10 protein-coding genes are annotated in these 11834 nt (G+C 68.5%); 6 read left to right on the forward strand and 4 right to left on the reverse strand.

Going from position 1 to position 11834, the window contains the following annotated elements:
• The 6 genes from ACZ54P_RS26860 (at nucleotide 1) to ACZ54P_RS26885 (ending at nucleotide 6712) form a co-directional block, all read left to right on the forward strand.
• On the forward strand, nucleotides 1–1986 hold the full coding sequence (locus tag ACZ54P_RS26860; protein ID WP_465464336.1) for an acetyl/propionyl/methylcrotonyl-CoA carboxylase subunit alpha: 1986 nt from the start codon (nucleotides 1–3) through the stop codon (nucleotides 1984–1986).
• Complete coding sequence (locus ACZ54P_RS26865) at nucleotides 1983–3137, forward strand: acyl-CoA dehydrogenase family protein (RefSeq protein WP_465464337.1); 1155 nt, start codon at nucleotides 1983–1985, stop codon at nucleotides 3135–3137. The genes ACZ54P_RS26860 and ACZ54P_RS26865 overlap by 4 nt, the downstream gene beginning before the upstream one ends.
• Nucleotides 3138–3289: 152 nt before the next feature.
• Nucleotides 3290–4057, forward strand: coding sequence for a type I methionyl aminopeptidase (gene map, locus ACZ54P_RS26870; RefSeq protein WP_465464338.1), 768 nt, complete (start codon nucleotides 3290–3292; stop codon nucleotides 4055–4057).
• Between the two features lie 9 nt (nucleotides 4058–4066).
• Nucleotides 4067–4573, forward strand: a complete 507-nt coding sequence (locus tag ACZ54P_RS26875; protein WP_465464339.1) for a GNAT family N-acetyltransferase — start codon at nucleotides 4067–4069, stop codon at nucleotides 4571–4573.
• Between the two features lie 101 nt (nucleotides 4574–4674).
• A complete protein-coding gene (locus ACZ54P_RS26880) occupies nucleotides 4675–5538 on the forward strand; it encodes an SDR family oxidoreductase (RefSeq protein WP_465464340.1) in 864 nt (287 codons plus the stop codon).
• Between the two features lie 118 nt (nucleotides 5539–5656).
• Nucleotides 5657–6712 (forward strand): alpha/beta fold hydrolase, encoded by a 1056-nt coding sequence (locus tag ACZ54P_RS26885; protein WP_465464341.1) that lies wholly within the window; start codon nucleotides 5657–5659, stop codon nucleotides 6710–6712.
• 3 nt (nucleotides 6713–6715) lie between these two features.
• Here ACZ54P_RS26885 and ACZ54P_RS26890 read toward each other — a convergent pair whose 3' ends face one another.
• The 4 genes from ACZ54P_RS26890 to ACZ54P_RS26905 all read right to left on the reverse strand — a co-directional run bounded on the left by ACZ54P_RS26890 (nucleotide 6716) and on the right by ACZ54P_RS26905 (nucleotide 11804).
• Nucleotides 6716–7708, reverse strand: coding sequence for an MASE1 domain-containing protein (locus ACZ54P_RS26890; RefSeq protein ID WP_465464342.1), 993 nt, complete (start codon nucleotides 7706–7708; stop codon nucleotides 6716–6718).
• A 224-nt stretch (nucleotides 7709–7932) separates the two neighbouring features.
• Nucleotides 7933–9141 carry an acyl-CoA dehydrogenase family protein gene (locus ACZ54P_RS26895; RefSeq protein ID WP_465464343.1) on the reverse strand — a complete coding sequence of 403 codons (1209 nt, stop codon included), beginning with the start codon at nucleotides 9139–9141 and terminating at the stop codon, nucleotides 7933–7935.
• A gap of 18 nt (nucleotides 9142–9159) precedes the next feature.
• Nucleotides 9160–10455: an acyl-CoA dehydrogenase family protein gene (locus ACZ54P_RS26900; protein WP_465464449.1), complete on the reverse strand. Its 1296-nt coding sequence runs from the start codon at nucleotides 10453–10455 to the stop codon at nucleotides 9160–9162.
• Nucleotides 10456–10619: 164 nt separating this feature from the next.
• The gene (locus tag ACZ54P_RS26905; RefSeq protein ID WP_465464344.1) at nucleotides 10620–11804 is read right to left on the reverse strand and encodes a TetR/AcrR family transcriptional regulator; all 1185 of its coding nucleotides are present in this window, start codon (nucleotides 11802–11804) and stop codon (nucleotides 10620–10622) included.
• Between the last annotated feature and the right edge of the window lie 30 nt (nucleotides 11805–11834).

An 11834-nucleotide genomic window follows, 5' to 3' on the forward strand; every position in this document is an offset into this window, starting at 1 on the left:
ATGTTCGACACGGTTCTGGTCGCCAATCGCGGGGAGATCGCCGTCCGCGTGATCCGCTCGCTGCGAGGGCTCGGCATCCGCTCGGTCGCGGTGTACAGCGACGCGGACGCCGACGCCAAACACGTCCGCGAGGCGCATACGGCGGTTCGCATCGGCCCGGCCGAAGCGGCGAAAAGCTATCTGTCGATCCCGGCGATCGTCCAGGCGGCGCTCGACACGGGCGCTCAAGCGGTCCACCCCGGTTACGGTTTCCTCGCGGAGAACGCCGAGTTCGCGCGTGCCTGCGCTGAAGCCGGGCTGGTCTTCATCGGTCCGCCGGTCGAGGCGATCGACGCCATGGGCGACAAGATCCGTGCCAAGGCGACGGTGTCCAAGGCCGGTGTCCCGGTCGTACCCGGGGCGTCCGATGTGGACATTCCGGAGGGTGGTTTCGCGGCCGCGGCGGAAAGGGTCGGGTTCCCACTGTTGCTCAAGCCGTCCGCCGGTGGTGGTGGCAAGGGTATGCGGCTGGTGCACGCCCTGTCCGACTTGGACGCCGCGATGGAGTCCGCCCGTCGTGAAGCCAAGGGCTCCTTCGGTGACGACACCCTGCTGATGGAGCGGTTCGTCACCACGCCGAGGCATATCGAGATCCAGGTGCTCGCCGACAAGCACGGCAACGTGATCCATCTCGGCGAGCGCGAGTGCAGCCTGCAGCGGCGGCATCAGAAGATCATCGAAGAGGCGCCGTCGGTGCTGCTGGACGAGGAGACGCGCGCGAAGATGGGCGCGTCCGCGGTCGAAGCGGCACGGTCGGTCGGCTACGTGGGCGCGGGCACGGTCGAGTTCATCGTGTCGGCCCTCGCACCGGACGAGTTCTTCTTCATGGAGATGAACACCCGCCTGCAGGTCGAGCATCCGGTGACCGAACTGGTGACCGGGCTCGACCTCGTCGAGTGGCAGGTCAAGATCGCCGCGGGTGACGTGCTCACGGTGTCGCAGGACGACGTCCGGCTGGACGGGCACGCCGTCGAAGCCCGCGTGTACGCCGAAGATCCCGCCCGTGGCTTCATTCCGACCGGCGGCACCGTGCTCGCGGTCCATGAGCCGTCCGGCGAGGGCGTTCGCGTCGACTCGTGGATGAGCGAGGGCGCGGTCATCGGTTCGAACTACGACCCGATGCTGGCCAAGGTCATCGCCTGGGGACCGGATCGCGCGGCCGCGCTGCACCGGCTCGATCTCGCGCTCGCCGACACCGCGCTGCTCGGCGTCGGCACGAACATCGCCTTTCTGCGCGGATTGCTGGCGGACGCCGACGTCCGCGACGGCAAGCTCGACACCGGACTCGTCGACCGGCGACTGTCTACTTTGGTCTCCGAAGAGGTGCCGCCGGAATTCTTCGTGGCGGCCGCGCTCGACAGGCTGCTCTCCTTGCAACCGCGAGGTCCGGTCATCGATCCCTGGGCCGTTCCCGACGGCTGGCGGCTAGGCGCGTCCGGCGGAATCGACTTCGCCTTGAAGTCGGGAAGTTCCGAGGTCGTCGTAAGGGTGCAGGGCACCCCGGCGAACGCGCTCGTCAGCGTCGACGGCGCGGAGCCGGTCCGGGTTTCCGCGCGGCGCGAGGGTGATCTGCTCGAAGTCCGGCATCCCACCGGTTTCCACCGTTACCGGCATGCGGCCGGGAGCGGGCGGACGGTGTGGCTCGCGCGTGACGGCCACAGCTTCGCGATCGGTGAACGCGAAAGGCTGGCCTCGGCCGCCGGTGCCGCGGGTGGCGCCGGACCGGTCACCAGCCCGATGCCCGGCACCGTGCTCGTGGTCAAGGTCGCCGCCGGCGACGTCGTGAGCGCCGGAACGCCGCTCGTGGTCGTCGAGGCGATGAAGATGGAGCACACGATCACCGCGCCGATCGACGGCGTGGTCAGCGAACTCCCCGTCCGGACGGGCCAACAGGTCGCACTGGACGAGACCGTAGCCGTTGTGACACCCCAAAAGGATGGCCAATGATCGACTTTCGGCTGGATGACGAGTACGAAACGCTGCGCAAGACGGTCGAGGACTTCGCCCGTTCCGAGGTCGCCCCGGTCATCGGCGATCTGTACGAGCGGCAGGAGTTCCCGTACGAGATCGTCGCGAAAATGGCCGAGATGGGTCTGTTCGGTCTGCCCTTCCCGGAACAGTACGGCGGCATGGGCGGCGACTACTTCGCGCTCTGCTTGGCTTTGGAGGAGCTGGCACGGGTCGATTCCTCGGTCGCCATCACCCTCGAGGCCGGGGTTTCCCTGGGTGCCATGCCGATCTACCGGTTCGGCTCCGAGGAACAGAAGGAGAAGTGGCTCCCCGAACTGTGCGCCGGTACCGCGCTCGGCGGGTTCGGGCTCACCGAACCGGGCGGCGGCTCGGACGCGGGCGCCACCCGCACGCGGGCGAAGCTCGACGGCGACAACTGGGTGATCAACGGCAGCAAATCGTTCATCACCAACTCCGGTACCGACATCACGAAACTGGTCACGGTCACCGCCGTCACCGACGTGAAGGAGAACGGGCGCAAGGAGATCTCGGCGATCATCGTCCCGTCCGGCACCCCGGGCTTCGCGGTCGCGCCGAAGTACTCCAAGGTCGGCTGGAACTGCTCGGACACGCACGAGCTGTCGTTCGACGACGCCCGTGTCCCGGCGGAAAACCTCGTCGGCGAACGCGGCCGAGGGTACGCCCAGTTCCTGTCCATTTTGGACGAAGGCAGGGTCGCGATCGCGGCGCTGAGCGTCGGGCTCGCGCAGGGCTGTATCGACGAATGCCTGCGCTACGTCAAGGAGCGCGAGGCGTTCGGGCACAAGATCGGTGAGTATCAGGCGATCCAGTTCAAGATCGCCGACATGGAGGTGCGCACGCACACCGCGCGCCTGGCGTACTACGCGGCGGCGTCGAAGATGCTGCGCGGCGAGCCGTTCAAGAAGGAGGCGTCGATCGCGAAGCTGGTCGCGTCGAACGCCGCCATGGACAACGCGCGCGAGGCGACGCAGATCTTCGGCGGGTACGGCTTCATGAACGAGTTCCCGGTGAGCCGCTTCTACCGGGACGCGAAGATCCTGGAGATCGGGGAGGGCACCTCGGAGGTGCAGCGGATGCTGATCGCGCGCCACCTCGGCGTGTCCTGACTTGAGGCTGCGGGTGAGGGGTGGGCTGGGTTGGTCGTGAGTGGCGATTCGGGTTCTAACCCGAATCGCCACTCACGACCCGGTCGGCACTCGCCAGCCGGTCCGGAGGGCCAACGCTTGTGGACGATAACTATACCGGTATAGTTATCGTCATGGTCGAGTTGAAATCCCAGGCCGAGCTGGACGTCATGCGCGAGTCCGGCCGGGTCGTGGCGCAGGCGTTGCAAGCGGTGAAGAGGGCGTCGGTGATCGGCGTCAGCTTGAAGGAGCTGGACGAGGTCGCCGCGCAGGTGATCAGGGACGCCGGCGCGAAGCCGAACTTCCTGAACTACCGGCCGCGTTCGGCGCCGACGCCGTTCCCCGGCGTGCTCTGCGCGAGCGTCAACGACGCCGTCGTCCACGGCATCCCGTCGGACTACCGGCTGAACGACGGGGACCTGGTCAGCATCGACTGCGGCGCCTGCATCGACGGCTGGCACGGTGACGCGGCGATCAGCTACGTCGTCGGCACCGCCGACCCCGCCGACCTCGAACTCATCGCGACCACCGAGCGTGGCCTGGCCGCCGGTATCGCCGCCGCGGTGGCGGGCGGGAAGATGGGCGACATCTCCCACGCCGTCGGTTCCGTCGGCCGCGAGGCCGGGTACGGCCTCCTCGAGAACCATGGCGGGCACGGCATCGGTCGCGCCATGCACGAGGACCCGCACCTGCCGAACGAGGGCAGGCCGGGCCGCGGCATGCGGCTCAAGCCGGGCCTGGTCCTGGCGATCGAGCCGATGTACATCATGGACGGCAGCGACGAGTACCGGACCGCGGAAGACGGCTGGACGTTGCACACCGCGAGCGGCTGCCGCGCCGCGCACGTCGAGCACACGGTGGCGATCACGACAGAAGGGCCGCGTGTCCTCACGATGTTGTAGAACAGAAGGATGAGTGACTTCATCATCCGGCAGGGTGGTTCTGGGGACTTCGAGACGCTGCTGAGCATGTTCGACGAGGTCGTCGCGTGGTTGGCCTCGCGCGGCAGCGAAGGGCAGTGGGGGAGCGAGCCGTGGTCCACGATCCCGAAGCGGGTCGAGCGGGTCCGCGGGATGGTCGACGGGCCGGGGCTGTACCTCGCCGAGATCGACGGCCAGGTGGCCGGGGCGATCATCCTCGGTGACCGTTTCCCGCATGTCTCGCCGGTCGACGAGCCGGAGATCTACATCGGCCTGCTGCTGACCTCGCGCCGGTTCACCGGTCACCGGGTCGGCTCGCGGCTCATCGAGTTCGCGCTGGACGAGGCGCGGGAACGCGGCATCGGGCTGGTGCGGGTCGACTGCTGGGCCGGCGGCGACGGCGACCTGCAGCGCTACTACGAGAGCCAGGGCTTCAAGCCGACAGAACGCTTCGACGTCAACGGCTGGATCGGGCAGGTGTTCGAGCAGCGCCCCTAGGACTGGCGTCGTCGCGGCTTCGGGTGCACCATAGTTGACACATCGCCAACAGTGCCCTGGACAGTGAAGTCCCTGCCAGTGGTGTCACAGAGGAGCCCAGCATGGCCAAGCGTGAACGTTCCCTGGCAGGCAAGGTCGTCGTGATCACCGGAGCGGCGCAGGGCATCGGAGCCGCCACCGCGTCGGCGCTGTCCCGGCTCGGCGCCAAGGTGGTGATCGGCGATCTGGACCAGGTGCTCGCCGAGAAGACCGCGGCCGAACTGGGCGCGGAGGCGCTGCCGCTCGACGTCACCGACACCAAGGGGTTCACCGAGTTCCTCGACGAGGTCGAGCGGCGCGTCGGCCCGATCGACGTGCTGATCAACAACGCGGGCATCATGCCGCTCGCGCCGCTCGACGAAGAGGACGACGCGTCGACCCGGCGGCTGCTCGAAATCAACCTGCACGCGGTCATCCACGGCACCAGGGAAGCGGTCAAACGGATGCGCCCGCGTGGCACGGGCCACATCGTCAACATCGCTTCGATGGCCGGAAAGGCCGGATTCCCCGGCGCCGCCAGCTACTGCGCCACGAAACACGCCGTCGTCGGCCTGTCGGAGTCGGTGCATCTGGAACTGCGCGGCACCGGCGTCCTGGTCTCGTGCGTGATGCCCGCCGTGGTGCGCACCGAACTGGCCAGTGGGCTCGGCGAGGCGAAGTTCATCAAATCCGTGCAGCCGGAGGATGTGGCGCAGGCCATTGCCGATGCGTTGCGCCGTCCCAAATTCGACGTCTTCGTGCCCGCGTCGCTGGACGCCATGGGCAGGATCACACGGCTGCTTCCCCGGCGCGTCGGCGAAGGTCTGGTGCGCGCGCTCGGCGGCGACAGGATTTTGGCCTCGGCAACGCGTTCCAGTGCCCGCGCGGAGTACGAATCACGAGCCGCGCGCAGTGCTCCGGCGGCGGAAAAGGAGTCCGGATCTTGACTCGGACGGCCTAGCGACCGTCCGAAGTGGACGGCCTGGAACGGCGACGGTATTGAGTCGTGCGCCGGTACGCGGCAAGATTGCGTCTTACCGCGTTGATCCCTCCAGGAGGCACCTCATGGCAACACCCCCGGCACGGCTCGCCGCCGCCGCGTCGAACGTCGTCGGGAAGGTGCTGCACGGTGGTGTCGCCGATCTCCGCCCGGTGCCGCGCGTCCTGATCGACCAAGGCCCCAACCGGTCGGTCTACCGGCTGACGAACGGCAAAGAGCCGGTGTCCGGTCCGCCGGTGCTGCTGGTGCCGCCGCTGGCCGCGCCCGCGCTGTGCTTCGACCTGCGCCGCGGTTGCAGCCTTGCCGAGCATCTGGTCGACAGCGGCCGCAACACCTACCTGGTCGACTACGGGAACGTCGCCTTCTCCGACCGGCGCCTCGGCATCGAGCACTGGATCGACGAGGTGCTCCCGCGTGCCATCCGTAAGGTCAGCGAGGACTCAGGTGGCCAGGGCGTGCATGTCGTCGCCTGGTGCCTCGGCGGGATTTTCTCCCTGCTGACCGCCGCCGACCAGCCCGATCTGCCGATCGAGTCGATCGCGACCATCGCGTCGCCGTTCGACTTCACCGCGATCCCGCTGATCGCGCCGTTCCGCCCGCTGGTGGACCTCACCGGCGGCCATCTGCTGACGCCGATCTACCGCGTCCTCGGCGGAGCACCGTCCTATTTGGTCAGCCGCGTCTTCCGGGCGACCGGTATCAGCAAAGAGATCACCAAACCGCTGGCGATCTTGAAGAATCTCGACGACCGGGACTACCTGGCGCAGATCGAGGCCGTCGATCACTTCATGGACAACATGATCGCCTACCCCGGGCGGACGTTCGGCCAGATCTACCACCGGTTCTTCCGCGCCAACGACCTCGCCGAGGGCACGGTCGACCTCAACGGCCGCATCATCGCGCTGTCCGGGGTCAAGGTGCCCACGCTGATCATCGCCGGGCAGAACGACACGATCGCGCCGCGTGCGGCCGTCGAGCGGCTGACCGGCCTCCTGGACAACGCGCCGTCGGTGACCTTCGAGACCGCGCCCGGCGGTCACCTGGGCGTCCTCACCGGCCGGAAGGCGCGCGGGACCACGTGGCGCTACCTCGACCGCTTCCTCGACGAACAGGTCGCCTGAGCCTCAGTCGGCGGCTTCGTCGCTCTTGCGCTGGGTCATGGCGCTGCGTAACGACTGGCGTGGCGCGATCAGGTCCACCATTTCGGTGATGTGGCGCCAGGCGTCGGTGATCTCCGCGGTCGCGCGGTCGCGTTCCAGGACGACCGTGGACAGCGCCAGCGCGGTCAGCCCGATGGTGGCGTCGAAGGCCTGGATCAGCAGCATCCTCGTCGCCAGTTCATAGTCGCCGTATGGCCCCACGCCGCGCGCCGCACTGAAGATCATGAAGGCGCAGACGCACAGGGAGCACAGCAGCGCGCCGGCCTGCCGGAAGCGCAGGGCCGCCCACACCAGCACGGGAAAGACGATGAACGTCTTGGGTGGGTTGGTGCTGGCCAGGAAGGCGGCAACCAGAACGCAGACGCCGAGCGCGGTGGCTTCGGCCCAGCGAGAGAGCGGTATCCGGGTCGGCGGCCGGAACCTCTGCGCGAGCAGCAGCAGCGGGGTGACGGTGAGAACGCCCATCGCGTCGCCGGTCCACCAGACCAGCGCCGTCGGCCAGAATTCGGCGGGCGCGAGCCCTCCTCCGGCCACCAGTGCGCCGGTGCCGATCAGCGCGCTGAGCGCCGTGCCCCCGATGGCGCCGACGACGACCAGCAGGACGACGTCCGGGAGTCGGTCGAGCCGGCCGCGGAAACCACACCGTCGCATCAAGGCGTAGCCCAGGAGCGGGCCGAGGGTGTTCCCGGCGGAGATCACCAGGACCACGGGCAACGAGGGACCGAACGTGAAGTTCGTGAGGAGCGCGCCGAGGGCGATCCCCGGCCAGAAGCGCGGCCCGAGGAGCATCGGCACCGCCAACGCGACCCCGGCCGCCGGCCACAGCGGCGAGATCTGCTCCCGGACGATCGCCCACTGGATGCCGATCTGACCGGCGGCGAAGTAGCAGGCCGCGACGCCGAGGACGATCAGACACCACTGTGCGACAGGGGAGAGCTGTCGAGCGGAGCGTCTCATCGCGACTCCGGCCTAGGCGGGCTGGGGAAAACCACGAGAATACCCCGGCCCGGCCCTGCGGAAGGTCGCCGGATGGTGTTGTCGTGGTCGCGGAGTCTGTTGGGAATAAACGAAAACGGTGCCGATGCGGAAGTCGTGTGCAGCTGCACGGGCGCCTTCGCGTGTCATAAGGGGTCCCCGTAGGACCAAAATCGCCCTATGGGGACCCCTTATGACACTTCGCGCTACTTGAGTTCCGCGCTCGTCTTGCCCAAGATCCGGCGTGCCACGATCAGCTGCTGGATCTGTTGCGTGCCTTCGAAGATGTCGAGAATCTTCGCGTCCCGGCTCCACTTCTCCAGCAGCGATTCCTCGGTGTAGCCGAAGGTTCCCGCCAGCTCGACGCATTTCAGCGTGATCTCGACGACCGAGCGGCCCGCCTTCGCCTTGGCCATCGAGGCCTGCAGCGAGTTCGGCTTGCGGTTGTCGGCCATCCACGCCGATTCCATGGTCAGCAGGTAGGCCGCTTCGTAGTCGGCTTCGAGCTGCAGGAACGTGGCGGCCGCCGCGTGCTGGTTGTGGACCGGCTTGTCGTAGTCGATCGTCACCCCGGCGTCGGTGAGGATCTTCCGGGTCTCCTCGAGCGCCGCCCGGGCGACGCCGATGGCCATGGCGGCCACCAGCGGGCGGGTGTTGTCGAAGGTCTGCATGACCCCGGCGAAACCCTTGGCGGTGTCGATCTCCGGCGTGCCGAGGAGGTTCTCCTTGGGCACGCGGACGTTTTCGAAGCGCAGCACGGCGGTGTCGGAGGCGCGGATGCCGAGTTTGTGCTCGACACGCACCACCTCGAAACCGGGAGTGCCTTTCTCGACGACGAACGACTTGATCGCCGCACGGCCCTTCGTCTTGTCCAGAGTGGCCCAGACGACGACGGCGTCAGCGCGCTCGCCGGCGGTCACGAAGATCTTCTCGCCGTTGATCACGTACTCGTCACCGTCGAGCCGCGCGGTCGCGGTGATCGCGGCGGAGTCCGAGCCGCAGTCCGGTTCGGTGATCGCCATCGCGGCCCACAGCCCGGAGAACTTCTTGAGCTGTTCGTCCGTGGCGACCGAGCCGATGGCGGCGTTGCCGAGGCCCTGACGCGGCATCGACAGCAGCAACCCGACGTCGCCCCAGCACATCTCGATCGTGCCGAGCACGATGTTGAGGTTGGAACCGTTGCGGTTGCCCGGTTTCTCGTTCTTCTCGGACCGGCGGACGCCCGCCGCTCCCGCGCCGCCCTCGCCGGAGGAGTTCAGCCCGTCCAGCAGTGCGGCGAACATGTCGAGTTCGGTCGGATAGGTGTGCTCGGCGCGGTCGTATTTGCGCGAGATCGGCCGGAACACCTCGGCCGCGGCCTGGTACGCCTGGTTGATCAGGGTGCCGGCCTTCTTCGGAACCTCAAGGTTGATCATGATTGCCTTTCGAAAGTCCTAGAGAAGGACGGCGCCTTCCATCACGCCGATCGCGCGGAGGTCGCGGTACCAGCGTTCGACCGGGTGTTCCTTGACGAAGCCGTGCCCGCCCAGCAGCTGCACTCCGGCACTGCCGATCTGCATGCCCTTGTCGACGGCCAGTTTCCGGGCCAAGGCGACCTCGCGGGCGTACGGCTTTCCCTGTTCGGCGCGGGAAGCGGCGCGGAGGGTGACCAGCCGCAGCCCCTCCACCTCGATCGCGATGTCGGCGACCGAGAACGCGACGGCTTGGCGGTGGCTCACCGGTTCGCCGAACGCCTTGCGCTCGTTGACGTAAGGCACCACGTAGTCGAGGACGGCCTTCGCGGTACCGGCGGCCAACGCGGCCCAGCCGAGCCGCGAGAGCCGGACGACCTCGGTGAAGACCTCGGCCTTGCCGCCGCCGAGCAGTGCGCCGGCGGGCAGGGCGACCTTCTCCAGGTGCAGCTTGCCGGTGGCCGCGCCGCGCAGGCCCATCGCGGGCTCGGTCTCGATCGTGACGCCCGAGTTGGACGACTCCACGAGGAACAGCGCGGGACCGCGGCCTTCGAGGTCGGCGGAGACGATGAACAGTTCGGCGTCCGCGGCACGGGGCACCAGCGACTTCACGCCGTCGAGCTGGTAGCCCCTCGGTGTGCGGCGGGCCTTGGTGGCCGGTTTGAACGGATCGAACAACGCCGTGCGCTCCTGCAGCGCGAGCGCCGCGGCCGGGACGTTCTCGCCGACGAACGCGGGCAGATAGTCCGCCTGCTGCTGCTCGTCGCCGTAGGACACCAGCGCGGTGCTGACCGCGGACGGCGCGAGCACCGCGACCGCGAGACCGAGGTCTCCGTGCGCGAGGGCCTCGGCGACCAGCGCGTTCGTGACGACCGATCGCTCGGTGCCGACACCGCCCAGCTCCTCGGGGATGCCGACGAGCGTGATCCCGAGTTCGGCGGCGCGGCTCAGCAGGCCTTCGGGGGCCTTGAGCTTCGCGTCGGCGTCGGCCGCGGCGGGCCGCAGTTGTTCGGCGGCGAACTCCGTCACGGTCTCGACGATGAGCTGCTGGTCCTCACTCGGGGTGAGATCGAACAGTCCCGTGTCCTCCGCCGGGGCGAGCCGCGCGGGCTTGCCGAGCCGCTGGGCGGACTTGAACGTCCTGTTCGCCGCCCCGGCGACCCGGAAGCCGTTCCGCGTCCCGGCGCTGACCAGGTTCTGCACGGGCTTCCGCAGTCCTGCCCGTTCAATGACCTTGCTCCCGGCCAGCCGGGTGAGCGCGGACAGGCCAAGGCCCATCGCGTCTCGTTTCCTAGGCGCACCCACGGTGAGTCTCCCTGCCTCGCTTACCTACTCGCGAGTAGGTTAACGCTCTTACGGCAGAAGCGCCACTAGGGGGACGGAGGTGTGGGCGCTCGTGAGTGATTTGGGCCGTTAGAACGACCCAAATCACTCACGAGTCTTCAGACGCCCAGAACCGCGTGCGTCAGCGTGGTCAACTCGGCCTCGATGTCCGGGCGGCCATTGACCCTGCGGGTGCGCGCGAGGTCGTTCGCGATGGTCAGCGCCGCGTGCACGGTGATCTTCACTTCGCGCAGGCTCAGTTCCGGGCGGACTTCCGAAGCCAGCGCGATCCAGCGCTCGACGTAGTCCCGCTGGACGCGGATCAGATCCGCCTTGTCGCGTTCCGGTAGTTCCATCGGGCTGCCGGAGAACGACACCCGCAGCTCAGGGGTGCGCAGCAGGGTGTGCACGTAGGACGCCGCCAGCCTGCGCAGCGCGTCGCGTTCGTCGTCGGTCCGCAACGCGCGTTCCGCGGCGAGCGCCAGCCTGTCGGCGGCCCGATGCCCGATGGCCACCATCAGCGCGGCCTTGCTGGGGAAGTGCCGGTACACGCTGGGCCCGGCGATCCCGGCCGCCGCGCCGATCTCCTCCATGCTCACCGCGCGGAAGCCGCGTCGCCCGAACAACTCGGTCGCGGCCGCGAGGAGCTGCTCGCGCCGGGAGGGCTCACCGAGTGACATCGACGGCGTCTCTTCCGGCGCCTCCCCGGGTTCGGGAAGTGTGACATGCAGCACCGACTCCGCCAGCTGAACCAGGATCTGCGCGAAGCGTTTCTTCGCCACGGACGTGTGATGCACGGAGACACTGCCGAACACGCTCAGCCCCGCCCAGCACAGCAGTTCGGCGTCGTCGGGGGTCAGTTCGGGACGCAGTGCGAGCAGTGCCTTGGACCAAGCCGCGAGGACCGCGCCGGACCGGCGGCGGATCTCCCGGCGCTCCTCGCGGGGCAGATGCCTGCCTTCCCAGCGCCACAGCGCGGCGACCTCACGCCGCTCCACGGCCTGCGCGGCCAGGGTGTCCAACAGGGCTTTGACCTGGGCGCGAACGGGAAGGTCGACGTCGGCGAGCGTCTCGGTGGTGGCCCTCTCCATGTCGTCGATGCCCGACAGCACGACGTAGGACAGCACCGATTGCTTGTCGGCGAAATGCCGGTACAGCGCGGGCCCGGTGATCCCGGCCGCGGCGGCGATGTCGTTGATCCCGACGCCGTGGAACCCGCGGGCGCGAAACAGCTCCGCGGCGAGGCCCGCCAACTGGGCCTTACGGTCGCGCGGTCGGGCCTGGCGCTCGGTCGGGTGATCCATAGGTGAACCCACGATAGCGCCAGTTGCGTG

It is taken from the genome of Amycolatopsis sp. NPDC034160 (genome assembly GCF_055575355.1).

What these genes read in the sequence shown, in the direction of transcription:
- ACZ54P_RS26900 (WP_465464449.1), bottom strand. Translation starts at nt 10,455, where the DNA reads ATGGGCCTTGGCCTGTCCGCGCTCACCCGGCTGGCCGGGAGCAAGGTC.
- map (WP_465464338.1), top strand. Translation starts at nt 3,290, where the DNA reads ATGGTCGAGTTGAAATCCCAGGCCGAGCTGGACGTCATGCGCGAGTCC.
- ACZ54P_RS26890 (WP_465464342.1), bottom strand. Translation starts at nt 7,708, where the DNA reads ATGAGACGCTCCGCTCGACAGCTCTCCCCTGTCGCACAGTGGTGTCTG.
- ACZ54P_RS26880 (WP_465464340.1), top strand. Translation starts at nt 4,675, where the DNA reads ATGGCCAAGCGTGAACGTTCCCTGGCAGGCAAGGTCGTCGTGATCACC.
- ACZ54P_RS26865 (WP_465464337.1), top strand. Translation starts at nt 1,983, where the DNA reads ATGATCGACTTTCGGCTGGATGACGAGTACGAAACGCTGCGCAAGACG.
- ACZ54P_RS26875 (WP_465464339.1), top strand. Translation starts at nt 4,067, where the DNA reads ATGAGTGACTTCATCATCCGGCAGGGTGGTTCTGGGGACTTCGAGACG.
- ACZ54P_RS26905 (WP_465464344.1), bottom strand. Translation starts at nt 11,804, where the DNA reads ATGGATCACCCGACCGAGCGCCAGGCCCGACCGCGCGACCGTAAGGCC.
- ACZ54P_RS26895 (WP_465464343.1), bottom strand. Translation starts at nt 9,141, where the DNA reads ATGATCAACCTTGAGGTTCCGAAGAAGGCCGGCACCCTGATCAACCAG.
- ACZ54P_RS26885 (WP_465464341.1), top strand. Translation starts at nt 5,657, where the DNA reads ATGGCAACACCCCCGGCACGGCTCGCCGCCGCCGCGTCGAACGTCGTC.
- ACZ54P_RS26860 (WP_465464336.1), top strand. Translation starts at nt 1, where the DNA reads ATGTTCGACACGGTTCTGGTCGCCAATCGCGGGGAGATCGCCGTCCGC.